General features: G+C 73.9%; 22 protein-coding genes and 1 pseudogene. 16 read left to right on the top strand and 7 right to left on the bottom strand.

Annotated features, from left to right (window positions below; translation table 11 throughout):
* The first annotated feature begins 72 nt into the window (after positions 1-72).
* The 7 genes from ACLF5H_RS09190 (at position 73) to mug (ending at position 6,940) form a co-directional block, all read left to right on the top strand.
* Positions 73-957 (top strand): LLM class F420-dependent oxidoreductase, encoded by an 885-nt coding sequence (locus ACLF5H_RS09190; protein ID WP_421675559.1) that lies wholly within the window; start codon positions 73-75, stop codon positions 955-957.
* 45 nt (positions 958-1,002) lie between these two features.
* The gene (locus tag ACLF5H_RS09185; protein ID WP_421675558.1) at positions 1,003-1,464 is read left to right on the top strand and encodes a GNAT family N-acetyltransferase; all 462 of its coding nucleotides are present in this window, start codon (positions 1,003-1,005) and stop codon (positions 1,462-1,464) included.
* A gap of 173 nt (positions 1,465-1,637) precedes the next feature.
* Positions 1,638-2,981: a hemolysin family protein gene (locus ACLF5H_RS09180; protein WP_421675557.1), complete on the top strand. Its 1,344-nt coding sequence runs from the start codon at positions 1,638-1,640 to the stop codon at positions 2,979-2,981.
* Positions 2,978-3,991 (top strand): hemolysin family protein, encoded by a 1,014-nt coding sequence (locus ACLF5H_RS09175; protein WP_421675556.1) that lies wholly within the window; start codon positions 2,978-2,980, stop codon positions 3,989-3,991. Before ACLF5H_RS09180 ends, ACLF5H_RS09175 begins: the two co-directional genes overlap by 4 nt.
* Positions 3,992-4,054: 63 nt before the next feature.
* Positions 4,055-4,870: an SGNH/GDSL hydrolase family protein gene (locus ACLF5H_RS09170; RefSeq protein ID WP_421675555.1), complete on the top strand. Its 816-nt coding sequence runs from the start codon at positions 4,055-4,057 to the stop codon at positions 4,868-4,870.
* Between the two features lie 82 nt (positions 4,871-4,952).
* Entirely contained in the window at positions 4,953-6,395 is a 1,443-nt protein-coding gene (gene purB, locus ACLF5H_RS09165; protein WP_358668460.1) for an adenylosuccinate lyase, read from the top strand.
* A 56-nt stretch (positions 6,396-6,451) separates the two neighbouring features.
* Positions 6,452-6,940: a G/U mismatch-specific DNA glycosylase gene (mug, locus tag ACLF5H_RS09160; RefSeq protein WP_421675554.1), complete on the top strand. Its 489-nt coding sequence runs from the start codon at positions 6,452-6,454 to the stop codon at positions 6,938-6,940.
* Between the two features lies 1 nt (position 6,941).
* On the opposite strand, the gene ACLF5H_RS09155 is transcribed toward mug, so the two are convergent.
* Positions 6,942-7,658: an ABC transporter permease gene (locus tag ACLF5H_RS09155; protein ID WP_421675553.1), complete on the bottom strand. Its 717-nt coding sequence runs from the start codon at positions 7,656-7,658 to the stop codon at positions 6,942-6,944.
* A 2-nt stretch (positions 7,659-7,660) separates the two neighbouring features.
* Positions 7,661-8,581, bottom strand: a complete 921-nt coding sequence (locus ACLF5H_RS09150) for an ABC transporter ATP-binding protein (protein WP_421675552.1) — start codon at positions 8,579-8,581, stop codon at positions 7,661-7,663.
* Positions 8,582-8,688: 107 nt separating this feature from the next.
* On the opposite strand from ACLF5H_RS09150, the gene ACLF5H_RS09145 reads away from it, so the two are divergent.
* From ACLF5H_RS09145 to ACLF5H_RS09135, 3 genes are all read left to right on the top strand, one after another.
* Positions 8,689-9,843 carry a sensor histidine kinase gene (locus ACLF5H_RS09145; protein WP_421675551.1) on the top strand — a complete coding sequence of 385 codons (1,155 nt, stop codon included), beginning with the start codon at positions 8,689-8,691 and terminating at the stop codon, positions 9,841-9,843.
* Positions 9,844-9,873: 30 nt separating this feature from the next.
* Positions 9,874-10,533: a response regulator gene (locus tag ACLF5H_RS09140; RefSeq protein WP_421675550.1), complete on the top strand. Its 660-nt coding sequence runs from the start codon at positions 9,874-9,876 to the stop codon at positions 10,531-10,533.
* 96 nt (positions 10,534-10,629) lie between these two features.
* Positions 10,630-11,787: an ROK family transcriptional regulator gene (locus tag ACLF5H_RS09135; protein ID WP_421675549.1), complete on the top strand. Its 1,158-nt coding sequence runs from the start codon at positions 10,630-10,632 to the stop codon at positions 11,785-11,787.
* Between the two features lie 65 nt (positions 11,788-11,852).
* On the opposite strand, the gene ACLF5H_RS09130 is transcribed toward ACLF5H_RS09135, so the two are convergent.
* The 3 genes from ACLF5H_RS09130 to ACLF5H_RS09120 form a co-directional block, all read right to left on the bottom strand.
* Positions 11,853-12,773 (bottom strand): alpha/beta hydrolase, encoded by a 921-nt coding sequence (locus ACLF5H_RS09130; RefSeq protein ID WP_421675548.1) that lies wholly within the window; start codon positions 12,771-12,773, stop codon positions 11,853-11,855.
* A 136-nt stretch (positions 12,774-12,909) separates the two neighbouring features.
* Positions 12,910-13,671 carry a GntR family transcriptional regulator gene (locus ACLF5H_RS09125; protein WP_421675547.1) on the bottom strand — a complete coding sequence of 254 codons (762 nt, stop codon included), beginning with the start codon at positions 13,669-13,671 and terminating at the stop codon, positions 12,910-12,912.
* Between the two features lie 240 nt (positions 13,672-13,911).
* On the bottom strand, positions 13,912-14,796 hold the full coding sequence (locus tag ACLF5H_RS09120; protein ID WP_421675546.1) for an RNA polymerase sigma-70 factor: 885 nt from the start codon (positions 14,794-14,796) through the stop codon (positions 13,912-13,914).
* Positions 14,797-14,920: 124 nt separating this feature from the next.
* Here ACLF5H_RS09120 and ACLF5H_RS09115 point away from each other — a divergent pair, with 124 nt between their 5' ends.
* Together ACLF5H_RS09115 and ACLF5H_RS09110 are read left to right on the top strand one after the other, a co-directional pair.
* Positions 14,921-15,574 carry an NADPH-dependent F420 reductase gene (locus ACLF5H_RS09115; RefSeq protein ID WP_421675545.1) on the top strand — a complete coding sequence of 218 codons (654 nt, stop codon included), beginning with the start codon at positions 14,921-14,923 and terminating at the stop codon, positions 15,572-15,574.
* A 131-nt stretch (positions 15,575-15,705) separates the two neighbouring features.
* Positions 15,706-16,557, top strand: a complete 852-nt coding sequence (locus ACLF5H_RS09110; protein WP_421675544.1) for an alpha/beta fold hydrolase — start codon at positions 15,706-15,708, stop codon at positions 16,555-16,557.
* Here the strand turns inward: ACLF5H_RS09110 and ACLF5H_RS09105 are convergent.
* A complete protein-coding gene (locus tag ACLF5H_RS09105) occupies positions 16,554-16,862 on the bottom strand; it encodes a hypothetical protein (protein WP_421675621.1) in 309 nt (102 codons plus the stop codon). The genes ACLF5H_RS09110 and ACLF5H_RS09105 overlap by 4 nt on opposite strands.
* A 256-nt stretch (positions 16,863-17,118) precedes the next feature.
* Between ACLF5H_RS09105 and ACLF5H_RS09100 the strand changes: the two are divergent.
* Together ACLF5H_RS09100 and ACLF5H_RS09095 are read left to right on the top strand one after the other, a co-directional pair.
* Positions 17,119-18,704, top strand: a pseudogene (locus ACLF5H_RS09100) (alkaline phosphatase D family protein).
* Between the two features lie 264 nt (positions 18,705-18,968).
* Positions 18,969-20,363 carry a GNAT family N-acetyltransferase gene (locus ACLF5H_RS09095; RefSeq protein ID WP_421675543.1) on the top strand — a complete coding sequence of 465 codons (1,395 nt, stop codon included), beginning with the start codon at positions 18,969-18,971 and terminating at the stop codon, positions 20,361-20,363.
* A 301-nt stretch (positions 20,364-20,664) separates the two neighbouring features.
* Here ACLF5H_RS09095 and ACLF5H_RS09090 read toward each other — a convergent pair whose 3' ends face one another.
* A complete protein-coding gene (locus tag ACLF5H_RS09090; RefSeq protein ID WP_421675542.1) occupies positions 20,665-21,864 on the bottom strand; it encodes a trans-sulfuration enzyme family protein in 1,200 nt (399 codons plus the stop codon).
* A 60-nt stretch (positions 21,865-21,924) separates the two neighbouring features.
* Here ACLF5H_RS09090 and ACLF5H_RS09085 point away from each other — a divergent pair, with 60 nt between their 5' ends.
* Both ACLF5H_RS09085 and ACLF5H_RS09080 read left to right on the top strand, forming a co-directional pair.
* Entirely contained in the window at positions 21,925-22,410 is a 486-nt protein-coding gene (locus ACLF5H_RS09085) for an Lrp/AsnC family transcriptional regulator (protein ID WP_162134085.1), read from the top strand.
* 53 nt (positions 22,411-22,463) lie between these two features.
* On the top strand, positions 22,464-24,152 hold the full coding sequence (locus tag ACLF5H_RS09080) for a DUF885 domain-containing protein (RefSeq protein ID WP_421675541.1): 1,689 nt from the start codon (positions 22,464-22,466) through the stop codon (positions 24,150-24,152).
* The last annotated feature ends 179 nt before the right edge of the window (positions 24,153-24,331 follow it).

Below are 24,331 nucleotides of genomic sequence, written 5' to 3'. Positions count from 1 at the left end.
TCCGAACATGTCGGCACTCGATGTGATGGGATGCCAGCTGAAGGTCAATTCGCTTACGGTTGAGGAGACTTCATGTCACGCCGGTTCCGTTTCGGGGTCAACATGCTCACGCCCGCGTCCGCGGCCGAGTGGCGCGCGAAGTGCCGCCGTGCCGAGGAGCTGGGCTACGACGTGATCCTCGTCCCCGACCATCTCGGCTGGGTGGCGCCCTTCCCGGCGCTGGTCGCGGCGGCGCAGGCGACCGAGCGGGCCCGGGTCGGCACGCTGGTGCTCAACGCGGGTTTCTACAACCCGGCGTTGCTGGCCCGGGAGGTCGCGACCACGGACGCGCTCACCGGCGGGCGGCTCGAACTCGGCCTGGGCACCGGCTATGTGCGGGAGGAGCACGAGGCGGCCGGGCTGCCGTTCGGCTCCGCGGGCGAGCGGGTGGACCATCTGCGGCACACCGTCGAGGAGTTGGCGCGGCTGCTCGGCTCCGAGGAGCACCAGCCGCGCCCGGAGCAGGCCCGGGTGCCGCTGCTGATCGGCGGCAACGGCGACCGGATGCTGCGGCTGACCGCCGAGCACGCCGACATCGCGGCCTTCTCGGGCGTCCGGACGGGCAGCACGCGGTCACTCGCACCGCTCACCGCCGACGAGCTGGACGAACGGGTGGGACGCTACCGGGAGTTCGCGGCCGGCCGGGCCGAGCCCGCCGAGCTGAACCTGCTGATCCAGCAGGTGGCGATCACCGACGATCCCGGGACGGCACTCACGTCCGTGCTGGAGCGGCAACCGCACCTGACCCTGGAAGCCGCGCGGGCGCTGCCGATCATGCTGGTGGGCCCGCTGGAGGACGTCGTGGCGAAGATCAGGGCGCAGCGCGAGCGGTACGGATTCACCAACCTGACGATCCTGGAACCCCGGATGGAGGAGTTCGCGCCGGTGATCGAGCGGCTGCGCGCCGAGTCCGCATGATGGAAACCCCGGCGCGCGGGAGCCGGCCGCGATCAGGGTGGCCGCATGAACGAGTCACCGCACGAGCCACTGCACGAGCCGCCGCACGAGCTGCGCGTACGTGCCGCCCTGCCCGATGACCTCGACGCCGTGCTCGCCTTCTGGCGTACGGCCGCCGAGGGCACCAGCATCAGCGACGACCGCGCCGGGGTGGAGCGCCTGCTGGAGCGCGACCCCCAGGCGCTGATCCTGGCCGAGCGGGACGGTGAGCTGGTCGGCACCGTGATCGCGGGCTTCGACGGCTGGCGCTGCCATCTGTACCGGCTCGCGGTGGCCCCCGAGCGGCGGCGCCAGGGCGTCGCCAGGGCCCTGCTGGCCGCCGCCGAGGAGCGTTTCGCGCGCCTCGGCGGGCGGCGCGCCGACGCGATGGTGCTGGTGCGCAATGAGCGGGCGCGGTACGCGTGGAGCGCGGCGGGGTACGCGCCCGAGGAGCGGTGGCGGCGCTGGGTGAAGCCGCTCACCGCCTGAGGCCGATGAGTTGTCCACAGCCTCCCCGGCACTGCTTTGCCCATCCTTTACCCTGGAGAGAGCACTCGGTCCTCTGTGAAAGGTAGTGAGCGTCCACCCATGGGCGAGCCCCCCGGCCCGCGACACCGCGCGTCCCACCGTTCCCCGTCCGATCATGGGACGGGGGTGACCCGATGACCGAAGTGCTGCTGCTTCTGGTGGCGATCCTGCTGTCTCTCGCCTGCGGCGCGTTCGTGGCCGCGGAGTTCTCGCTGACCACGGTCGAGCGCGGCGAGCTGGAGCGGGCCGCGCAGCGCGGCGAGCGGGGCGCCGCGGGCGCCCTGAAGGCCGTCCGGAACCTGACGTTCCAGCTGTCCGGCGCCCAGCTCGGCATCACCGTCACCAACCTGGTCGTCGGCATGCTCGCCGAGCCCTCGATCGCCAAGATGCTCGCCGGGCCGTTCCGCGCCATGGGCCTGTCCGGCGGCGCGGCGCAGTCGGCGGCCCTGGTGCTCGGCACCGCGCTGTCCACGGTGTTCCTGATGGTCGTCGGCGAGCTGGTGCCCAAGAACTGGGCGATCTCCTCGCCGCTGGCCGTCGCCAAGCGGGTGGGCACCCCGCAGCGCTGGTTCAGCGCCGCCTTCCGGCCCTTCATCGCCCAGCTGAACAACACGGCCAACCATGTCGTACGCCGGCTCGGTCTCGAACCCGCCGAGGAGCTGGCCTCCGCGCGTGGGCCGCAGGAGCTGGCCGCGCTCGCCCGGCACTCCGCCAAGCAGGGCGCCCTGGAGGCGGACACCGCCGAGCTGTTCGTACGGACACTGAACCTGGCCGACCTGACCGCGGAGAACGTGATGACCCCGCGCGTCCAGGTCATCGCCCTGGAGGAGCAGGCGACCTGCGAGGACGTGGCGAACGCCACCCGGGCGACCGGCCTGTCCCGCTTCCCGGTCTTCCGCGGCAACCTCGACTCCGTGGTCGGCACCGTGCACATCAAGGACGTCCTCGCGGTGCCCGCCGAGCACCGCCGCCACCGCCGTATCTCGCATCTGATGCGGGAGCCGCTGCTGGTGCCCGAGTCCCTCACCGTCGACCGGCTCCTCGACCGGCTCTCCGGCCGCCGCACCATGGCCGTCGTCATAGACGAGTACGGCGGCACGGCGGGCGTGGCGACCCTGGAGGACATCGTCGAGGAGGTCGTCGGCGAGGTCCGTGACGAGCACGACCCGCACGAGACGCCCGACCTCGCCCCGGCCGGCGCGGACGAGAGCGGCCGGGCCCTGTACTCGGCCGACGGCGCCGTCCGCACCGACCAGCTCGCGCGCGTCGGACTGCGGGTGCCCGACGGGCCGTACGAGACCCTGGCCGGTCTGGTCGCCACCGAACTGGGCCGGATACCGGAGATCGGCGACCGGGTCGAGATCGCGGGCTGGCGCCTCGACGTGGTGGACGCCTCCGGGCGGCGCGCCGCCCGGGTGCTGCTGCACGCGCCGCTGGACGACGAGCGCGGGGACCGGACGACGGAGGGGGCGCGATGATCGCCGTACAGCTGCTGATCGGTCTGGCCACCCTCGTGGTCAACGCGTTCTTCGTGTCCGGCGAGTTCGCGCTGATCTCGGTGCGCCGCTCGCAGATCGAGCCGCTCGCGCAGGAGGGCGACCGGCGGGCGAAGAGCGTGCTGTGGGGCCTGGAGCACGTCTCCGCGCTGCTGGCCGCCGCCCAGCTCGGCATCACGCTGTGCACCCTGGTCCTCGGCGTGGTCGCCGAACCGGCCATCGCGCATCTGCTGGAGCCGGTGTTCCACACGGTGGGCGTGCCACCGGGCGTGGGCCACGTGGTGTCGTTCGTGATCGCGCTGACCCTGGCGACGTATCTGCACATGCTGCTGGGCGAGATGGTGCCCAAGAACATCTCGCTCGCGGAGCCGGTGCGCGCCGCTCTGCTGCTCGGGCCGCCGCTGGTCGCGCTGTCCCGGGCGCTGCGCCCGGTGATCTTCACGGTGAACGCGTTCGCCAACGCGCTGCTCAGGCTGCTGCGGGTGGAGGCCAGGGGCGAGGTCGCGGCGACCTTCACCGACGCCCAGCTCGCCGAGATCGTCAAGGACGCGAGCGAGGCGGGCCTGATCGACGACCGGGCCCAGGAGCGGCTGCACGACGCCCTGGAGCTGGGCAGCCGTCCGGTCCGGGACGTCGTGGTGCCCCTGGAGCGGGTGGTGTACGCGCAGGTGGGCGTCACCCCGGAGCAGTTGGAACGGCTGTCGGCCGAGTCGGGCTTCTCCCGGTTCCCGGTGGTCGACCCGGGCCGCCGTATCGTCGGGTATCTGCACGTCAAGGACGCGCTGGACGCCCTGCCCCAGGACCTGCCGTTCGAGCTGCGCGACATGCGGCCGATCGCCCGGGTGAAGGCGGACACCCCGCTGGACGACGTGCTCACCGCGATGCGCGGCAGCCGCAACCACGTGGCGGCCGTCCTCGGCGACGACGGGCGCCTCGCCGGGCTCGTGACCATGGAGGACGTGCTGCGGGAGCTGTTCGGGCAGCCGGCCTGAGCGCGTCGGTCTCCCCGACCGACCGACCGCTGGGTATGGAGCCGGGATACCATCGCTGTCGCCATGCAGACGAATCCCACTTCTCCCCCGTACACCAGCCTGGTCGCGATCGGCGACTCCTTCACCGAGGGCATGTCGGACCTGCTGCCCGACGGCTCCTACCGGGGCTGGGCGGATCTGCTCGCCGCACGGATGGCGGCGAGCGCCCCCGGCTTCCGGTACGCCAATCTCGCCGTGCGCGGCAAGCTGATCGGGCAGATCGTCGACGAGCAGGTGGCCGCGGCCGCCGCGATGAACGCCGATGTGGTGACCCTGGTCGGCGGGCTCAACGACACCCTGCGGCCCACATGCGACATGGGCCGGGTGCGCGGGCTGCTCACCGAGGCCGTGGAGCGGCTCGCCCCCTCCTGCGGGCGGCTGGTGCTGATGCGCAGCCCCGGCCGCCAGGGCCCGGTCCTTGAGCGGTTCCGGCCGCGCATGGAGGAGCTGTTCGCCACCGTGGACGAGCTGGCCGCGAAACACGGCGCGCTCGTCGTCGACCTGTACGGCGCCCCCGCGCTCGCCGATCCCCGGCTGTGGGGCGTGGACCGGCTGCATCTGACGGCCGACGGGCACCGCCGGGTGGCCGAGGCGGTCTGGCAGACGCTCGGCTACCCGCCCGAGGACACCGAGTGGCAGGTGCCGATGGCGGCCACCGCGCCGCCGGCCTGGCTCGACCGGCGGATGGCGGACCTCCGCTTCACCCGGCAGTACCTGCTGCCCTGGATAGGCAGGCGGCTGACCGGCCGCTCCTCCGGGGACGGCCTGCCGGCCAAGCGCCCGGAGCTGCTGCCGTACGAGACGCCCGAGGCCCGAGAGGCGTACGAGGGCCGGGCGTGACGGGGCGCGGCGCGCTCTCGTAGCTTCCGACGAACGGGGGCGTGGCGCTGGCCTGCACAAACCGCCAGTAGACTCTGGACACGTGACTTCAGCGCCCGCCAAGCCCCGCATCCCGAACGTCCTCGCCGGACGCTACGCCTCCGCCGAGCTCGCCACGCTCTGGTCGCCCGAGCAGAAGGTGAAGCTGGAGCGGCAGCTCTGGCTCGCCGTGCTGCGGGCCCAGAAGGACCTCGGCATCGAGGTGCCGGACGAGGCGATCGCCGACTACGAGCGTGTCCTCGACACCGTCGACCTGGCCTCGATCGCCGAGCGCGAGAAGGTCACCCGGCACGATGTGAAGGCACGGATCGAGGAGTTCAACGCCCTCGCCGGGCACGAGCACGTGCACAAGGGCATGACCTCCCGTGACCTCACGGAGAATGTCGAGCAGCTCCAGATCCGGCTCTCCCTTGAGCTGATGCGCGACCGCAGCGTGTCCGTCCTCGCCCGCCTGGGCAAGCTGGCCGGCGAGTACGCCGAGCTGGTCATGGCCGGCCGCTCGCACAACGTGGCCGCGCAGGCCACCACCCTCGGCAAGCGCTTCGCGACCGCCGCCGACGAGCTGCTCGTGGCCTACGGCCGCGTCGAGGAGCTGCTCGCCCGCTACCCGCTGCGCGGCATCAAGGGCCCGGTGGGCACCGCGCAGGACATGCTGGACCTGCTGGGCGGCGACGCGGCCAAGCTCGCCGAGCTGGAGCAGCGGATCGCCTCCCACCTGGGCTTCTCCCAGGCGTTCACCTCGGTCGGGCAGGTCTACCCGCGCTCGCTGGACTACGAGGCCGTCACCGCGCTGGTGCAGCTGGCGGCGGCGCCGTCCTCGCTGGCCAAGACGATCCGGCTGATGGCCGGCAACGAGCTGGTCACTGAGGGCTTCAAGCCGGGCCAGGTCGGCTCCTCGGCGATGCCGCACAAGATGAACACCCGCTCCTGCGAGCGCGTCAACGGCCTGATGGTGATCCTGCGCGGCTACGCCTCGATGACCGGCGAGCTGGCGGGCGACCAGTGGAACGAGGGCGACGTGTCCTGCTCCGTGGTGCGCCGTGTCGCGCTCCCGGACGCGTTCTTCGCGCTGGACGGCCTGCTGGAGACCTTCCTGACCGTGCTCGACGAGTTCGGCGCGTTCCCGGCGGTCATCGCCCGTGAGCTGGACCGCTACCTGCCGTTCCTCGCCACCACCAAGGTGCTGATGGGCGCGGTGCGCGCCGGGGTCGGCCGCGAGGTCGCGCACGAGGCGATCAAGGAGAACGCCGTCGCCACCGCCCTCGCCATGCGCGAGCAGGGCGCCGAGCGCAACGATCTGCTGGACAAGCTCGCCGCCGACGAGCGGCTGCCGCTGGACCGTGACCAGCTGGCCGCGCTGATGGCCGACAAGCTGTCCTTCACCGGCGCCGCGGCCGACCAGGTCGGCGTGGTCGTCGGCCGGATCGAGGAGATCGTCAAGCAGCGCCCGGAGGCCGCCGGCTACACCCCCGGAGCGATCCTCTGACTCCGCGTCTTTCGAAGGCGGACCTGGAGGCCGCCCGCGACCGCCTCGTCCCGGACGTGGTCGCGGGCGGCCTCCGGGTCCTCTTCTGCGGCATCAACCCGGGCCTGATGACGGCGGCCACCGGCCACCACTTCGCCCGCCCCGGCAACCGGTTCTGGCCGGTGCTGCACCTGTCCGGCTTCACCCCCCGGCGGCTGGAACCGGCCGAGCAGGGGGACCTGCTGTCGTACGGCCTCGGCATCACCAACGTCGTGGCCCGCGCCACCGCCCGGGCGGATGAGCTGACCGCCGAGGAGTACACCGAGGGCGGCCGGCTGCTGACCGAGAAGGTACGGCAGCTCGCGCCGCGCTGGCTCGCCGTGGTCGGTGTGACCGCCTACCGCGCCGCCTTCGCCGACCGCACCGCCCGGATCGGCCCCCAGCAGCGCACCATCGGCGACACCCGGATCTGGGCTCTCCCCAACCCCAGCGGTCTGAACGCCCATTGGACGGCGGCGACGATGGCGGAGGAGTACGGGCGGCTGCGGCTGGCGGCCGCGGACTGACTCAGGCGTCCCTGCGGCTCACGGACCACGCCCCCGCCAGCAGCGCCGCCGCCGCCCACAGGGCGCACACCGCGAGGCCGGTCCAGGGGCCGAGGGGGCCGTCCCAGGTGCTGTGCAGGGCGACCTGGCCCGCGCGGTCGGGGAGGAAGTCGGCGACGCCCGCGGACATGTCGCCGATCACGAAGGACACGATCAGCAGGAACGGGATCAGGATCGAGAGGGTCGCGACACCGCTGCGCAGTACGGCGGTGAGGCCCGCGGCGAACAGGGCCATCAGGGTGAGCTGGAGGCCGCAGCCGACGGCGCCGCGCAGCCCCTGTGCCCAGGTCGGGCCGTCGGCGCCGAGGACGGCCTTGCCGACCAGGAGGGTCACCGCTCCCGTGAGCAGTCCGACGGCGAGCGCGGGCAGGGCGATCGCGGCGGCCTTGGCGGCGAACCAGCGGGGCCGGTCCGGGGTGGCCGCCAGCGTCAGCCGCAGCGCCCCGCCCCGGAACTCCGCCGCCACGGCCGTCGTACCGAAGGCGATCGCGGCGATCTGCCCGAAGCTGATGCCGAAGAACGCCGAGAACAGCGGGTCGGGGTCGTTCTCGTCGGGAGAGGCCGAGGCGAGCGCGGAGAAGGCGGCCGTGACGAGGACGACCGCGGCCAGCGAGCCGAGGAGCGAACGCAGGGTGCGGATCTTGATCAGCTCGGCGCGGAGAACCGGGACGAACGGCATGGTCAGACCTCCTGGGGCTGGGTGGTGAACTCGGCTTCGGCGGCGGTCAGATCGAGGTACGCCTGCTCCAAGGTGCCCTCGCGGGCGGCCAGTTCGAGGACGGGCACGCCTTCCTGGGCGAGCAGGTGGCCGAGTTCCTCGGCGCGGGTGTGCCGTACCGTCCAGGCGCCGTCCGGGTGCCGTACGGCGTCGTGGCCGTGCCGGGCGAGCAGCTCGCCGAGCGCGCCCGCGTCGGAGCTGCGCACCCTGACCTCGGGCTGGACGCGGGCGTCGATGAACTCCCGCACGGGGGTGTCGGCGAGGAGGCGGCCGCGGCCGAGGATCACCAGATGGTCGGCGAAGGAGGCGGTCTCGTTCATCAGATGGCTGGAGACCAGGACGGTACGGCCGTCGGCGGCGAGGCCGCGCAGCAGGGTGCGGATCCAGACGATGCCCTCGGGGTCGAGGCCGTTGGCGGGCTCGTCCAGCAGGATCACCCCGGGGTCGCCGAGCAGGGCCGCGGCGATGCCGAGGCGCTGGCGCATGCCGAGCGAGTAGGTGCCCACCCGGCGCCGGGCCACCTCCGCGAGACCGGTCTGTTCGAGGACCGCGTCCACGCGGGCGCCGGGGATACGGTTGCTCGCCGCGAGGGCCCGCAGATGGTCGCGGGCGCTGCGGGAGCGGTGCGCGGCCCCGGCGTCCAGCAGGGCGCCCACCCGGCGCAGCGGCTCGCTCAGCGCGGCGTACGGCCGGCCGCCGATGGTCGCGGTGCCCGCGGTGGGGCGGTCGAGGCCGAGGACGAGACGCATGGTGGTGGACTTGCCCGCGCCGTTGGGGCCGAGGAAGCCGGTGACCCGGCCGGGGCGGACGCTGAAGCTCAGACCGTCCACGGCCCGCCCGGTGCCGTACTCCTTGGTGAGGTCGCGTACGTCGATACTGGTCATGGCTTCAGCCTGGCGGGGCACGGGAGTTGACGCCTCCCCCACCGGTGGGGACCGTCTCCCCCGCGCGGGGGAGGTCCGTTGTCAGTGGCGGGTGCGACGATGTGCCCATGGTCCGCCTCCTGCGCCCGTTGCTGCGCGGGACGACGTACACACGGCTGCTGCATCTGTGGGTGCCGATACTGATGGAGAGTCTGTGGCTCTTCATCGACCCCGAGCGTCCCTGGGTGCCCGCCCTGGTACTCGTCCCGCTCGGACTGCTGCCCGCCGTCCGCCGGGGCGAGGGGGTGCAGGCGCGGTTGATGCTGACACCCGACGTGCCGGAGTCCGGCATATCCGAGGCCCCGGCGGCGAGCTGGCGGGACCGGCTGCGCACGGTGGGATGGCTGGAGCTGCGCTGGGTGCTCGGCTGGGTGACCTGCTTCGCCACGGCGTGGTCGCTCGTCACCTCGGTCGAGCTGGCGCGCTGCGCGTGGGGTCACACACCGTCCGGGATGCCGCTGCTGGACCTGCTGTCAGCGGCGCCCGCCTGGGCCCTGCTGTCCCCCCTCCCGCTGCTCGCCCTGTACGGCGCGGTCGTCGGCCTGGGCGCGCTGATCACGGCGTGCGCGCGCTGGTTGCTCGGGCCGTCGGCCGCCGAGCGGCTGGCCGCGCTGGAGGAGCGCACCGAGCGGCTGCTCGAACGGACCCGGATCGCCCGGGAGTTGCACGACTCCATCGGGCACGCGCTGACGGTGGCGGTGGTGCAGGCGGGTGCGGCGCGCGCGGCGGGCGATCCGGAGTTCACCGACCGGGCGCTCGGCGCGATCGAGGAGACCGGCCGGGCCGCGCTCGCCGATCTGGAGCGGGTGCTGGGGGTGCTGCGCGAGGCCGAGCGGCCGGCGAGCGCCCGGCCCACGCTGGCCGAGGCGGACAGGCTGCTGGAATCGGCGCGGGCCTCGGGGGCGCTGGTGGACGCCGAGGTGTCGGGGCCGGTCGCGGCGGTGCCGGGGCCGGTGTCGCGCGAGGGCTACCGCATCCTCCAGGAGTCGCTGACGAATGTGCTGCGGCACGCGGGCGCCGTACCCGTGCGGGTCCGGGTCGCGGTCACCGACGAGCGGCTGTTGCTGCGGGTGCGCAACGCGCTGCCGGAGCCGATACCCGGCCCGGGCCGGGGCAGCGGGCTGCGCGGCATACGGGAGCGCGCCGCCCTGCTCGGCGGCACCGCGCACACCGGCCCGGAGCGGGACGAATGGCTGGTCCGGGTCGAACTGCCGCTGGGCTGAGGGCCCTCGGGGGTGTTCTAGGCTGGCCGGATGCCGGTCACCGTACTTCTCGTCGACGACGAACCACTGGTCCGCGCGGGGCTGCGGGCCGTGCTCGGGGCGCAGCCCGACATCGAGGTGGTGGGCGAGGCGGCGGACGGCGCGGCGGTGATCCCGCTGGTGCGGCGGCTGCGGCCCGATGTCGTGGCCATGGATGTGCGGATGCCGCTGCTGGACGGCATCGAGGCCACCCGCGCGGTGCTGCGCACGGTCGCCGACCCGCCGAAGATCCTCGTGGTGACCACCTTCGAGGACGACGAGTACGTGTACGAGGCGCTGCGCGCGGGCGCCGACGGGTTTCTGCTGAAGCGGGCCCGGCCCGCCGAGATCGTGCACGCGGTACGGCTGGTCGCCGAGGGCGAGTCGCTGCTGTTTCCGGCCTCGGTACGACGGCTCGCCGAGCGGTACGGCGACGGCCAAGGGCGGCCCGCGCGGCCCGTCCTGGAGCGGGCGCGGCTGACCGAGCGGGAGACGGAGGTGCTGCGGCTGATGGCGCGCGGGCTGTCCAACGCGGAGATCGCCGCCGGTCTCGTGGTGGGCGCGGAGACGGTCAAGTCGCATGTGAGCGCCGTACTGGCCAAGCTCGGCGCGCGCGACCGCACCCAGGCGGTGATCGCGGCGTACGAGTCGGGGTTCGTGGAGCCGCGCTGAGCCGCCGCTTCCGCTCCGGTCCGGCCCGGCGCTCGCCGGGGCGGTGCGGGACGAGTACGATCCGGCCAACACGCCCGCGAGCTGGGAGGACCGACGGTGGGCCAGCTGACCGGCGGCGATCCCTCGCTGCTGCGAAGGATCAATTCCGCGGTGGTGCTGCACGCGCTGCGGGCCACGGACTGTGCGACGCTCACCGAGATCGCCCGGGTCACCGGGCTGTCCCGGCCCACGGTCGAGGGCGTGGTGGAGGGCCTGATCGAGGCGGGGCTCGTGGTGGAGCGGGCCGCCGACGAGGGGATCGCGCGGCGGCAGGGGCGCCCGGCCCGGCGGTTCCGGTTCCGGGCCGAGGCGGGGCATCTGCTGGGCCTGGAGATCGGCCCGCACCGGGTCGCGGCGCTGCTGTCCGACCTGGACGGGCGGGTGTTGGGCCGGCAGGCCAAGGAGGTCACCGAGACGGCACCGGCGGACGAGCGCCTGGACCGGCTGCGGGGCGCGGTGGCCGAACTGCTGCGGCGCTGCGGGGTCCCCCGGGACTCGCTGCGCGCGGTGGGCGTGGGCACGCCCGGCATCGTGGCGGCGGACGGCACGGTCCGGCTGAGCACGGCGCTGCCGCAGTGGACGGGCCTGAACCTCGGTGAGCGGCTGAGCCGTTCCTTCAAGTGTCCGGTGCTGGTGGAGAACGACGCCAACGCGGCGGCGGTCGCCGAGCACTGGAAGGGCGTGGCGGACGAGACCGACGACGTGGTGTTCGTGCTGGCCGGGCTGAGCCCTGGGGCGGGCGCGCTGATCGGCGGTCGGCTGCACCGCGGCTTCGGCGGGGCGGCGGGCGAGATCGGCGCGCTGCATCTGCTGGGCCGGGAGGCCACCCCGGAGACGCTGCTGTCCACCACCGACGAGCCCTTGCACCCGCTGGACGAGCAGGCGGTGGCCCAGGTGTTCGCGCTGGCGCGGGAGGGCGATCTGCGGGCGCGGGCGGCCGTGGAGCGGTTCATCCAGCGGCTGGTGCACGATGTGGCCGCGCTGGTGCTGGCGCTCGACCCGGAGCTGGTCGTGGTCGGCGGCTGGGCGGCCGGACTGGACGGCGTCCTGGAACCGCTGCGCCGCGAACTGGCCCGCTACTGTCTGCGGCCGCCCCGGGTGGCGCTGTCGGCACTGGGCGAGGCGGCCGTGGCCACGGGGGCGCTGCGGCTGGCCCTGGACCATGTGGAGGAGCAACTGTTCGCGGTGGAGGGCACGGTGACGGCGCGCCGCTGACGGCACCCGGGCGGGACGCGTACGGCACCCGCGCGGGACGCGTACGGTGCGCGGGCCCGCGCCGTCTACGGCGCCGTGCCGCCCGCCTCGGCCAGCAGCTGGTCCGCCACCAGCCGGGCGCCGGGGTCGCCGACGAGGATCGTGTAGTGGTTGGTGCCGGGGACGCGGCGGGTGCGGACCCGCTCGGGGTCGAGCTTCGCGGCGGCGAGGCGGTCGTCGTCGTACAGGCCCTGCGGCTCGTCCATCAGGCCGCGTTCCGCCCAGAGCAGCCGGGCGGGCAGCGGCAGCCGGTGGATCGCCTCGGCCACCTCGCCGCCGAGCTGGTCGATGCCGTCGACGCGGACCGCCTCCAGCGCGCAGGAGGAGCGCAACTCGGGTTCCGCGCCGATGAGATCGCGCTGGATGTAGGCGTCCACCCAGGGCGACCAGGCGGCGGCGAAGCCCGGGTGCCGCTGCCAGAACGCCCGGTAGGCGTCCCGGTCCTCGAAGGTCATGGACAGCCGGGCCATGGCCGGGCCGAGTACGGCGGCGATCAGCTCGTCGGGCTCCAGTCCGGTCGGCACCGGGAAGGTCACGCCGCCGTCGACGAGCAGCAGCGACGAGGGCAGGCCGGGGTGGCGTACGGCGGTCAGCGCGGCGGTGAAGGCGCCCATGGAGTGGCCGGTGAGCACCACGGGGCCGGGCGCCAGCCGCGCGGCCACGGCGGCCATGTCGTCGGCGTGCGCGGCGATGCCGTACGGGCCGGGCAGGTCGGCGCTGCGGGCCCGGCCGCGCAGGTCGGGGGCGAGCAGGGTGACGCGGCCGGCCAGGTGGTGGGCGACCCGCGCCCAGGACAGGCCGTTGGCGGTGATGCCGTGCAGGGCCAGCACCACGGGGGCGCCGGGGTCGGCGGCGGGCCAGCGCAGTACGGCCAGATCGCCGCCGTGCACGGGGACGCGCAGCTCCTCGTGCGCCGGTACCTGTGCTGCGGGCTGGATGCGGCTCATGGCGGAACGGCCTCCTCGCGATGCGTGGTTGCCGGAATCATAGGAGCGTCCCGCGGCCGGGCGACACGGTGTCGGCCACGGCTCCCCCGCACCGGCCGGGGTGCCGGGCCGGTGCGCCGGGTGAGTCGAAGAGTGCTCAGGAGGCCCGTCGGGCGGGGTCGTGATGGATCTCCACGCCCGCGCTGTCGCCGAAGGTCAGCCGGCAGGTGTCGGCGCGGTAGGTCGCCACGGAGAGGGCGGCGGTGCGGCCGTGGGCGGTGAAGCGGGTGGTGACGACCAGGACGGGCGAGCCGGGCAGCCGGTCCAGTTCCCGGGCGTCGTCGGCGCGGGCCGAGCCCAGTTCGACGGCGCGGTCCTGGCCCTCCAGGTCCAGATGGTGCAGCTCCCGCAGCACCGCACGCGCGCGGGCCGCGCCGGAGGGCGCGTCGATCGCGGTGAGGCCGGGCACCGAGGTGGCCGGGATGTGCAGGAGTTCGGTGGCGACCAGCTGGCCGCCCGACATCCGGGAGCGGCGCACGGTGTGCACGCTCTCCTCCGCGCCGGTCTCCAGGGCGGCGGCGACGGCCGCGGCCGGAATCTCCTGGACGCAGTCGACGGCCTGCCAGGCGTCCCCGGCGGCGCCGGGCCAGGCGTGCTGCTCGCCGTCGACGGCCACCCCCACGCGCGGCGGCGCGACGGTGGTGCCGACGCCCCGGCGGCGCTGCAACCGGCCCTCCAGCTCCAGCTGTTCGAGGGCCTGACGGAGCGTCGCGCGGGCCACGCCGAAGCGGGCGGCCAGATCGCGCTCATTGGGCAGGATCTCGCCGACCGAGAACTCGGAGTCGAGCGCCTCGCTGAGCACGGTCCTGAGATGCCAGTACTTCGGTTCCTGCACCGAATCCAGCTGCGTGGTCCCCACCCTGTCCTCCGCAAGAGCCGTGGTGCGGCGGTTTTTAGCGCCCTTGTTTATTAAAGGTTGTTGCACTTCTCTGCCGACCATAGGGCGGCCGACACCCTTGGTCAAGACCAATCCTCGTTCCCCGGGCGAACGCGGAGGAGGGCCGCAGCGGAGCGTTCACGAGGCGTTCGTACGCGGTGATCCGGATGACATCACGGCAAAGCCCCCGCCGCGGGACGGGGGCTCGGGTCCGCATGCGGTTCAGTGCGCGGCCAGGTGGCGCAGCTTGTCGGGGTTGCGCTGGATGTAGACCGAGGTCACGCGGCCCTCCGTGGCGTCCAGTTGGAAGAGGCTGTCGGGTCTGCCGCCGGACAGGACCAGGACGGCCGGGCCGCCGTTGGCCTCCAGCAGCCGCAGCGTGGCACCGGCTCCCGCGGTGGGCGCCACGGCGGCCAGGAAACGGGCCACCTTGTCCGCGCTGTGCAGGATCCGCAGGGCCGCCTTGACCTTGCCGCCGCCGTCGGAGACCAGCCGCACGTCCGGCGCGAGCACCGCCATCAGCCCGTCCAGATCGCCCCCGGACGCGGCGGCCAGGAAACGCTCTGTCAGTTCGCGGCGCCGGCCCGGGTCGACGTCGTAGCGCGGCCGCCGCTCCTCCACATGCCGACGGGCCCGCCCGGCGAGTTGTCGTACCGCGGGTTCGCCGCGGTCGAGCAGGGCGGCGATCTCGGCGAACGGGAAGCCGAACGCCTCCCGCAGCACGAACACGGCGCGCTCCAGGGGCGACAGCGACTCCAGGACGACCAGGACGGCCAGGGAGACGGTGTCGGCGAGAACGGCGCGGTCGGCGGCGTCGGGGGCGGCGTCGCCGTACTCGGTGACGCAGGGCTCCGGCAGCCACGGTCCGACGTACGACTCGGCGCGCGACTGCACCTGGCGCAGCCGGTCGATGGCCAGTCGGGTGGTGATCCGCACCAGGTAGGCGCGGGGTTCGCGGACCTCCGCGCGCTCGGCGCGGGACCAGCGCAGCCAGGCGTCCTGGACGACGTCCTCGGCGTCGGCGACGCGGCCGAGCATGCGGTAGGCGACGCCGGTGAGCAGGCTCCGGTGCTCCTCGAAGACGTCGGTCGCGGGGTCGGCGGTCATGTCCTCATCCCATCCGACACGCCCCGGCGCTGTCCACTCGGAATCTGGCCGCTCGCGAACGCGCCGGATCACAATGACCGCGCGGACCGCCGGGGGCCGGCGGCCGGTGAGCCGGAGGTGTGCGATGCGGTATGGGGTGCTGGGCACGGGCGAGGTGGGGCGGACGCTGGCGGGGCGTTTGGTGGAGCTGGGGCACGAGGTGACGCTGGGGTCGCGCACCGCGGACAACCCGGTGGCGCGGGAGTGGGCGACGGCGGTGGCCGGGCGGGCGCACGCGGGGACGTTCGCGGGGGCCGCGGAGGCGGGCGAGGCGGTGATCAACGCGGTGAGCGGGCGGGTGGCGCTGGACGCGCTGCGGGCGGCGGGCGCCGCGCATCTGGACGGCAAGATCCTGGTCGACGTCTGCAACCCGCTGTCCTTCGAGGGCGGGCTGCCCCGGCTCGACCCGGTGGAGTCGGACAGCATGGGCGAGCGGATCCAGCGGGCGTTCCCCGGGGCGCGGGTGGTCAAGACGCTGAACACCGTCAATGTGAAGGTGATGGTGGACCCGGGGCGGGTGCCAGGCGGGCATCAGCTGTTCGTGTGCGGGGAGGACGCGGGCGCGAAGGAGCGGGTGACGGCGTGGCTGGGCGACTTCGGGTGGCCGGCCGGGCGGGTACTGGATCTCGGGGGCATCGCGGCGGCGCGGGCCACGGAGATGTATCTGCCGCTGTGGTTGCAGATGTCGCGGGTGTTCGGGCACCCGGACTTCAACATCGAGGTGCGGCAGGCGGGTTGACACCGGTGCGGGTCCGGGTCCGCGCCCCGGGCCGTCTCGCCGGTCATGGCCCGCGCCCCGGGCTACCCGTCGGTAGTGATTGCTGACAAGCTGTCTACGGCGTCCGTCAGCAGTCGAGCCGAGGAGCACCCATGTCCGCCACCGCCTCCTTCACCGTCCCGACCCCGCGCGGCCCCGAGGACGTGGCCGTGTCCTACGCGCGCGTGGGGCGCGGCGAGCCGCTGGTCCTGCTGCACGGCATCGGGCACCACCGGCAGGCCTGGGACCCGGTGGTGGACATCCTCGCCACCGAGCGCGAGGTGATCGCGGTCGACCTGCCCGGGTTCGGCGCCTCCCCCGCGCTGCCGCCCGCCCTCGCCTACGACCTGCCCACGACCAACGCCGTACTGGGCGCCCTGTTCGAGACGCTGGGGCTGGACCGCCCGCACATCGCGGGCAACTCGCTGGGCGGCCTGCTCGCGCTGGAGCTGGGTCGCGAGAAGCGCGTACGGTCCGTCACCGCCCTGTCCCCCGCCGGGTTCTGGACGGAGGCCGAGCGGCGGTACGCCTTCGCGACACTGCTGGCGATGCGCGGGATCGCCCAGCGGCTGCCGGTGCCCGTGGTGGAGCGGCTCAGCCGCAGCACGGCGGGCCGCACCGCGCTGATGAGCACCATCTACGCCCGCCCCGCCCGCCGGGACCCCGCCGCCGTGGTGGCCGAGACCCGGGCGCTGGTGGAGGCGACGGGCTTCACGGCGACCCTGCGGTCCGGCAACGCCGTCCGCTTCACCGACCCGCTGCCCGGGCTGCCGGTCACGGTCGCCTGGGGCAGCAGGGACCGGCTCCTGCTGCGCCGCCAGGGCGTCCGTGCCAAGCAGACCATCCCGCACGCCCGGCTGATCCGCCTGCCCGGCTGCGGACACTGCCCGATGAACGACGATCCGGCGCTGGTGGCCCGGGTGATCCTGGACGGGAGCCGACGGGACTCTCCGGCGGCGGGCTAGGCCGAGAACGAGCCCGCGCCGCCCGGCACATGCGTTCCGTATCCGGGCTGGACCACCAGCGCGGGGCCGAGGCAGAACGGGTTGCCGTAGATCCGCACCGGCTGGTCCGAGAGGTTCGACAGGACATGGGCGAGCGCGGGCAGCCGCTGGCAGCCCGCCGGGTCGCGGTACACGTCCAGCGGCTGCGCCTCGGTGGAGAAGACCACGACGTCCCCTGTCGTGTCCGCCTGCGCGGGGGCCGTCAGACCCAGCACCGCACCGGCCGCGACCAGGGCCACCAGAACCGCTTTAACTCGCACGATCATCCTCACCGCAGACACTCCCGCTCCACGCGCGGGCTCGCTCCACAGCTATCGCGCGGGCGCCGCGCCGATCCATCCGTTCCCGCCCGGTTCACCCGATCGGCTCACGCACGTTCACCGGCCCGGGAGCGTCGCGCCGTGTCGGCCAAGTCCCGTACCGATGCGGTCGGTTGTTCACCGGCGGTTCGCGTGCGCGCCTCGCCGCCCCCGTAGGTGTGGCTGCGCACACTGGTCGGATCTTGTCGCTGGAGGCGTTGTCATGTCGGACCGTTCGCTCCCCGGTCGCCGCGGTGTTCTGCGCGGCTCGCTCGCCGCGTCGGCGGCACTGGCCCTGCCCGGCGGGCTCGCCGCCGCCCCGGCGTTCGCGCTGTCCGGGCGCCCCCGGGCGGACTGGGGGGGGTGCAGGCAGGGGACGTGACGGCGGACGCCGGGCTGGTGTGGGTGCGCGCGGACCGGCCGGCCCGGATGATCGTGGAGACGGCGGCGACGGAGTCGTTCCGTGCTCCGCGCAGTTGGCGGGGCCCGCTGCTCGGCGCGGACACCGACTTCACCGGCACCACCCGGCTGCGCGGGCTGCCCGCGGGCGAGCAGATCCACTACCGGGTGACACTGGCCGACCCGGACGACCCGCGGCGCACCGGCGAGCCGGTGACCGGCACCTTCCGCACCGCGCCGGACCAGCGGCGCCGGGGGGTGCGCTTCGTGTGGTCGGGCGACCTCGCCGGACAGGGCTGGGGCATCAACGAGTCGATCGGCGGTTACCGCATCTTCGACGCCATGGCGAGGACCGACCCCGACTTCTTCCTGTGCAGCGGCGACAACATCTACGCCGACGGCCCGATCCCGGCGACCGCCGCGCTGCCCGACGGGAGCCTGTACCGCAGCGTCACCACCGAGGCGAAGTCGCACGTCGCGATCACCCTGGACGACTACCGGGGCAACTTCCGCTACAACCTGCTGGACGGGGCCCTGCGCCGGTTCAACGCCCAGGTCCCCGGCATCGTCCAGTGGGACGACCACGAGGTCCGCAACAACTGGTACCCAGGCGAGGTCATCGGCTCCGGCACCCCCTACCCGGCCGGCACCCGCCTCGACGATCTCGCGCGCCGCTCCCGCCGCGCCTTCGCCGAGTACTTCCCGGTCTCCACCCTCGGCGCCCGCCCGGACGGTCGCGTCTACCGCGCCCTGCGCCACGGCCCGCTGCTGGACGTGTTCGTGCTGGACATGCGCAGCTACCGCAACGCCAACTCCCCCGACGACCAGACCACCGACCCGGTGGGCATCCTCGGCCGCGAGCAGCTGGAGTGGCTCAAGCGCGAGCTGGCCGCGTCCCGCGCGGTGTGGAAGGTGATCGCCAACGACATGCCGCTCGGCCTGGTCGTGCCGGACCCGGTGGAGGGCAGGCCGAACTTCGAGGCGGTGGCCCAGGGCGACCCCGGCGCGCCGCTCGGCCGTGAGCTCCAGATCGCGGAGCTGCTGCGGTTCGTCAAGCACCGCCGGATCACCGGCACGGTGTGGCTGACCGCCGATGTGCACCACACCTCCGCGCAGCACTACGACCCCGCGCGGGCCGCGTTCAAGGACTTCGAGCCGTTCTGGGAGTTCGTCTCGGGCCCGCTCAACGCCGGCGCGTTCCCGGCCAGCGAACTGGACGGCACGTTCGGTCCGGACCGCGTGTTCGTCAAGGCGCCGACCGCCGCCAATGTCTCGCCGGCCGAGGGCTATCAGTTCTTCGGCGAGGTCGACATCGACGGCGCGAGCGGCGAGCTGACGGTACGGCTGCGGGAGTACGACGGCACCGTGCTGTTCACCCGGACGCTCCAGCCCGGCCGGGTCGGCCAGTGATCGACGGTTGCCCCGCCGGTTCCCGTACGCTACGAGCCATGTCGCGCGCCGGCGTCATCCCCCGGCGCGCGGCACCCTCAACTCGGGTGCGGCGGGCGGGCTTTCCCCGTGTCGGGCGCGGCTCCGGGCCGCTTCGATCAGGAGCCGGGCACGAGCGATCGTAAAAGATGTCACAAATAGGGCGGAGCATGCTTTACCTGTCGGTCACAAACAGTTCGTGATCAGGCAACACGCTTCCTTCACAGTGGTTGTATGACTCCGGATATGTCTGATGTGACCCGCGCCCGGCACGGCCGGCCCGTGCACCACTGGCGGCGGGACCTCGTGGAACTGGCCGCCCTCTTCACGGCCGTCGCCGTGGCCGACGGGGTGGCGAACCTGATCGGGCACGGCCCCGACGGCCCGGCCCTGCTGATGATCTCGGCGCTCGCGCTGGCCGCGACGGCGGGCTTCCACACCTGGTGGGCGCGGCGCCACGGCCATGCACCGCCCCCGCCCCCGGCCGGTGATACCAGTGCCCGGCAGGCCGCCCCCGCGCGGTCGGCCGGGCCGGGCGACGGCGCCGACGGGGTGACCGGGACCAGCACGCTGTGGCGGATGCGCACGACGGTCAAGGACGAGCCCGGTTCGCTGGCCGCGCTGTGCACGGCGCTGGCCAAGCACCGGGTGGACATCCTGAGCCTCCAGACGCATCCGCTGGCCGACGGCACCGTGGACGAGTTCCTGCTGCGGGCGCCGGGGGCGCTGAGCGCGGCGGAGCTGACGCGGGCGGTCGCGGCGGCCGGGGGCACGTCCACGTACATCGAGCGGGCCGACGCCCACGATCTGGTCGACGCCCCGACCCGGGTGCTGGGTCTGGCCACCCGTACGGCGCTGGACGCGGCGGAACTGCCGCTGGCACTGCGGCAGTTGCTCGGCCGGTGCACCATCCGCTCGCTGCCCGGCCGGGGCCGCGACCAGGAATCGGTACCGGCGGAAGGGGTGTTGGAGGACACGGTGCTGCGGCTGCGGGCGCCGGAGGGCGGCGTGCTCAGCGTGGAGCGGCCGTATCTGCCGTTCACGCCCACCGAGTTCGCGCGGGCGCGGGCGCTGGTCGAGCTGGACGCCCGGCTGGGACCGCGGCTCCCGGACGGGCAGGACCTGCTGACGCTGCCCGAGGGCGACGACATCGCCGTACGACGGATCGACACCGGTGAGCTGGCGGCGGCGAAGGCGATGCACGAGCGTTGCTCGGACCGCACGCTGACGCTGCGCTACCACGGTCCCGTCGGCGACGCCGACCGCTACCTCCACCATCTCCTCAGCCCCCGCTTCGGGCGGACGCTCGCCGCGCAGACGTCCACCGGGCGGATCGTCGGTCTCGGGCATCTGCTGTGGGACGGCGACGAGACGGAGATCGCGCTGCTGATCGAGGACGACTGGCAGCGGCGGGGCGTCGGCGCGGAGCTGCTGCGGCGGCTGGTGGGGATGGCCCGGGAGGCCCACTGCGACAGTGTGTACGCGGTGACGCAGGCGTCCAACACGGGGATGGTCGCGGCGATGCGGGGCCTCGGGCTGCCGCTGGACTACCAGGTGGAGGAGGGCACGCTGGTGATCACGGCACGCCTGACCGCGGAGCCCGCACCACGCCCGACGTACGACAGGGCCCACCGGGACTGACACCGCCAGGGCGGCGCCGGGCCCCTCTCAGGACCGGGCCCCCTCCAGACCGAGCCCCCTCGGGACCGGGCCCCTAGGGTCCGCAATCGGAACTGGGCCCCCTCCCGACCAGGCTCCCTCCGGACTGCGCTCACTCGGGTCCGTGCCCTCTCCGGAGGGGGCTCACTCCGGACCGGGCCCCCTCCGGACCCGGCCCCCTCGGGTCCGTGCCCGCGCGGGTCCGGCAGGGGCCGGTGGGTCGCCTCCCCCGGGTCCCTCGGGCACCGCACCGCTGGGAGAGGCGTGACCCGTCGGCGGTCCGTCAGCCCGTCGCCTCCGCCGCCCCGACCGGCACCCGGGTCCGCTCCCCGAGCGCCTGGTCCAGGTCGGACCAGAGGTCGTCCACGTCCTCCAGCCCGACCGAGAGCCGCAGCAGCTTGTCGCCGACCCCCGCGCCCCGGCGGTCGTCGGCGTCCACGATGCGGTGGCTGATGGACGCGGGGTGCTGGATGAGGGTGTCCACGCTGCCCAGGCTCACCGCGGGGGTGATCAGCCGCACCCGGGAGATCAGCTCGTGCGGATCGCCCCGCACCTCGAAGGCGATCATCGCGCCGCCGATGCGCGGGTAGTGGACCGTGGACACCCGCGGGTCCGAGGCGAGACGGCGCACCAGTTCGGCGGCGCTCGCGGAGGCCGCCCGGACCCGGACCGGCAGGGTGGACAGGCCGCGCAGCAGCAGGTATCCGGCCAGCGGGTGCAGGACGCCACCGGTGGCGAAGCGGATCTGGCGCAGCCGGCCGGCCATCTCCTCGTCGCAGGCCACCACCCCGGCCAGCACGTCCCCGTGCCCGCCGAGGTACTTGGTCGCGCTGTGCAGCACCAGGCGCGCGCCCTGCTCGGCCGGGCGCTGGAGCACCGGCGTGGCGAAGGTGTTGTCGACCAGCAGCGGCACCGAGCCGCAGGCGTGCGCGACGGCCCGCAGGTCCAGCTCGGTGAGGGTCGGGTTGGCCGGGGACTCGACCATCACCAGGCCGGTGTCCGGGCGCAGCGCGTCGGTGATCCCGGCCGGGTCGGTCCAGGTCACCTCGGTGCCGAGCAGCCCGGCGGTCAACAGGTGATCGCTGCAGCCGTAGAGCGGCCGTACCGCCACGACATGGCGCAGGCCGGTCGCCGAGCGCGCGAGCAGCACCGCGCTGAGGGCGGCCATCCCGCTGGCGAACGCGACGGCGGACTCGGTGCCCTCCAGCCGGGCCAGCGCGGTCTCGAAGCGGGCGACGGTCGGGTTGCCGAGCCGGCCGTAGACGGGCGGGCCCACCGGGTCGGCGCCGTCGGTGGCGAAGGCGTCGATGCGCGCGGCCTCGCCCCGGCTGTCGTAGGAGGGGTAGGTCGTGGACAGGTCGATCGGCGGGGCGTGCAGCCCCTGGCGGGCGAGATCGTCGCGGCCGGCGTGCACGGCCTCGGTGGCGAGGGCTCTCGGTGCGGGGCGTACGTCGTCGTAGGCACCCGTGGTCGCTGTGTCCATGACGGGAAGGGTGAACATCGAACGGGTTACGAGCGGTAAACCCCGTGCTATGTTCGGCCGATGGCCGAATCTGTCGTACTGGATCCGGTGGATCTCCAGTTGCTGCGGTTGCTGCAGAACGACGCCCGGATCACCTACCGCGATCTCGCCGCGCAGGTCGGGGTTGCGCCGTCCACCTGTTTGGACCGGGTGACCCGGCTGCGCCGCTCCGGTGTGATCCTCGGTCACCGGCTGCAACTGGATCCGGCCAAGCTCGGCCGCGGTCTGCAGGCGCTGCTCTCGGTGCAGGTCAGACCGCACCGCAGGGAGCTGGTGGGCCCGTTCGTGGAGCGGGTGCGCGCGCTGCCTGAGGCCCGCTCGGTCTTCCATCTGACCGGCCCCGACGACTATCTGGTGCATGTGGCCGTCGCGGACATGGCCGATCTCCAGCGGCTGGTCCTGGACGAATTCACGGCGCACCGCGAAGTCGCCCGTGTGGAGACCCGGTTGATATTCCAGCAGTGGGAGTGCGGGCCGCTGCTGCCGCCCGGCCACGCCGACAGCTGAATCCCCGCCGACCCGGGTGACGCGGAGATCCCTCCCGTACGAGGATGGGCGGCATGTCTGAGATCAACATCTTGCTGCCCCGCCAGGTCGCCGACGCGTACGTCGACGAGCTGATCGCCCTCGACCCGGTGACCGGCACCTACCTCGGTGTGCCGGAGAGTTCGCGCACGCTGCCCGACTACTCGCCCGCGGGCCAGGAGGCGCTCGCGGAGCTGGCCCGGACCACCCTCGCCGAGCTGGACGAGGCGGAGCGCCGCCCTGGCGCCGACAGCGACGTGGAGCGGCGCTGCGGCCGGCTGCTGCGGGAGCGGCTGACCGCCGAACTCGCCGTGCACGAGGCCCAGGAGCATCTGCGCGCGGTCGGCAACATGCACACGCCCGGCCACTCGGTGCGCGACATCTTCACCGTGATGCCGGCGGAGACCGAGGAGGACTGGGCGGCGATCGCCGAGCGGCTGCGCGCGGTGCCCGGCGCGCTCGCCGGCTACCGCGAGTCGCTCCAACTGGGCCTGGACCGCAAGCTGTTCGCGGCGCCCCGGCCGACCGAGACCTTCATCGGACAGCTCGGCGAGTGGATCGACACGGACGGCAAGGGCCTCGGCTGGTACGAGGAGTTCGCCGCCGCGGGCCCGGCCGCGCTGCGCGCCGAGCTGGACGAGGCGGCCCGTACCGCCACCGCCGCCCTGACCGGGCTGCGCGACTGGCTGCGGGACGTGTACGCGCCGGCCGTCGAGGGCGCCCCGAACGTCGTGGGCCGGGAGCGCTACGCGCGCTGGTCGCGCTACTTCAACGGCACCGACCTGGACCTGGACGAGGCGTACGCGTACGGCTGGTCCGAATTCCACCGCATCCTCGGCGAGATGAAGCGCGAGGCGGAGAAGGTCCTGCCCGGCGCCGAGACCCCCTGGGTGGCGCTGGCGCACCTGGACGAGCACGGCCGGCACATCGGCGTGGACGAGGTCCGCGACTGGCTCCAGGACCTGATGGACCGGGCGATCGCCGACCTGGACGGCACCCACTTCGAACTCGCCGAGCGGGTGCGGCGGGTGGAGTCGCGGATCGCCCCGGCCGGCGGCGCGGCGGCCCCGTACTACACGAGCCCCTCGGAGGACTTCTCCCGGCCCGGCCGCACCTGGCTGCCCACCATGGGCCAGGACCGCTTCCCCGTCTACGACCTGGTGTCGACCTGGTACCACGAGGGCGTGCCCGGCCACCACCTCCAGCTCGCCCAGTGGGCGCATGTGGCCGAGAACCTCTCCCGTTACCAGGCGACGGTGGGCAGCGTCAGCGCCAACGCCGAGGGCTGGGCGCTGTACGCGGAGCGGCTGATGGACGAGCTGGGCTACCTCGGCGACGCCGAGGAGCGGCTCGGCTACCTGGACGCGCAGATGATGCGGGCGGCCCGGGTGATCGTGGACATCGGCATGCACCTGGAGCTGGAGATCCCGGCGGACTCGCCGTTCCACCCGGGTGAGCGCTGGACGCCGGAGCTGGCGCAGGAGTTCTTCGGCGCGCACAGCAGCCGTCCCGCGGACTTCGTGGAGAGCGAGCTGACCCGCTATCTGACCATCCCGGGCCAGGCCATCGGCTACAAGCTCGGCGAGCGGGCCTGGCTGCTGGGCCGGGAGCGGGCGAAGGAGCGGCACGGCGCGTCGTTCGACCTGAAGTCCTGGCACATGGCGGCCCTCTCCCAGGGCTCGCTGGGCCTGGACGACCTGGTGAACGAGCTCTCCAGCCTCTGAGCGGTCGAGCCTCCGAGCGGTCGAGCCTTCGAGGGCTCCGGACTCTGAGCGCTCCGGCCTCTGAGCGCTCCGGCCTCTGAGCGCTCCGGCCTCTGAATGCTCCGGCCTCCGGGGGCTCCGCTCACTCGATCGGCGTGCCCGGCGCGCGGGTCCCCCGGCTTCGCTTCCATGCTGGCGAA

Origin of the sequence: Streptomyces sp. LaBMicrA B280, from assembly GCF_049222185.1 — a bacterium.
GTDB lineage: Bacteria > Actinomycetota > Actinomycetes > Streptomycetales > Streptomycetaceae > Streptomyces > Streptomyces murinus.
The sequence above is the reverse complement of the archived record's forward strand: the minus strand, read 5'-3'. Positions and strand labels throughout refer to the sequence as shown.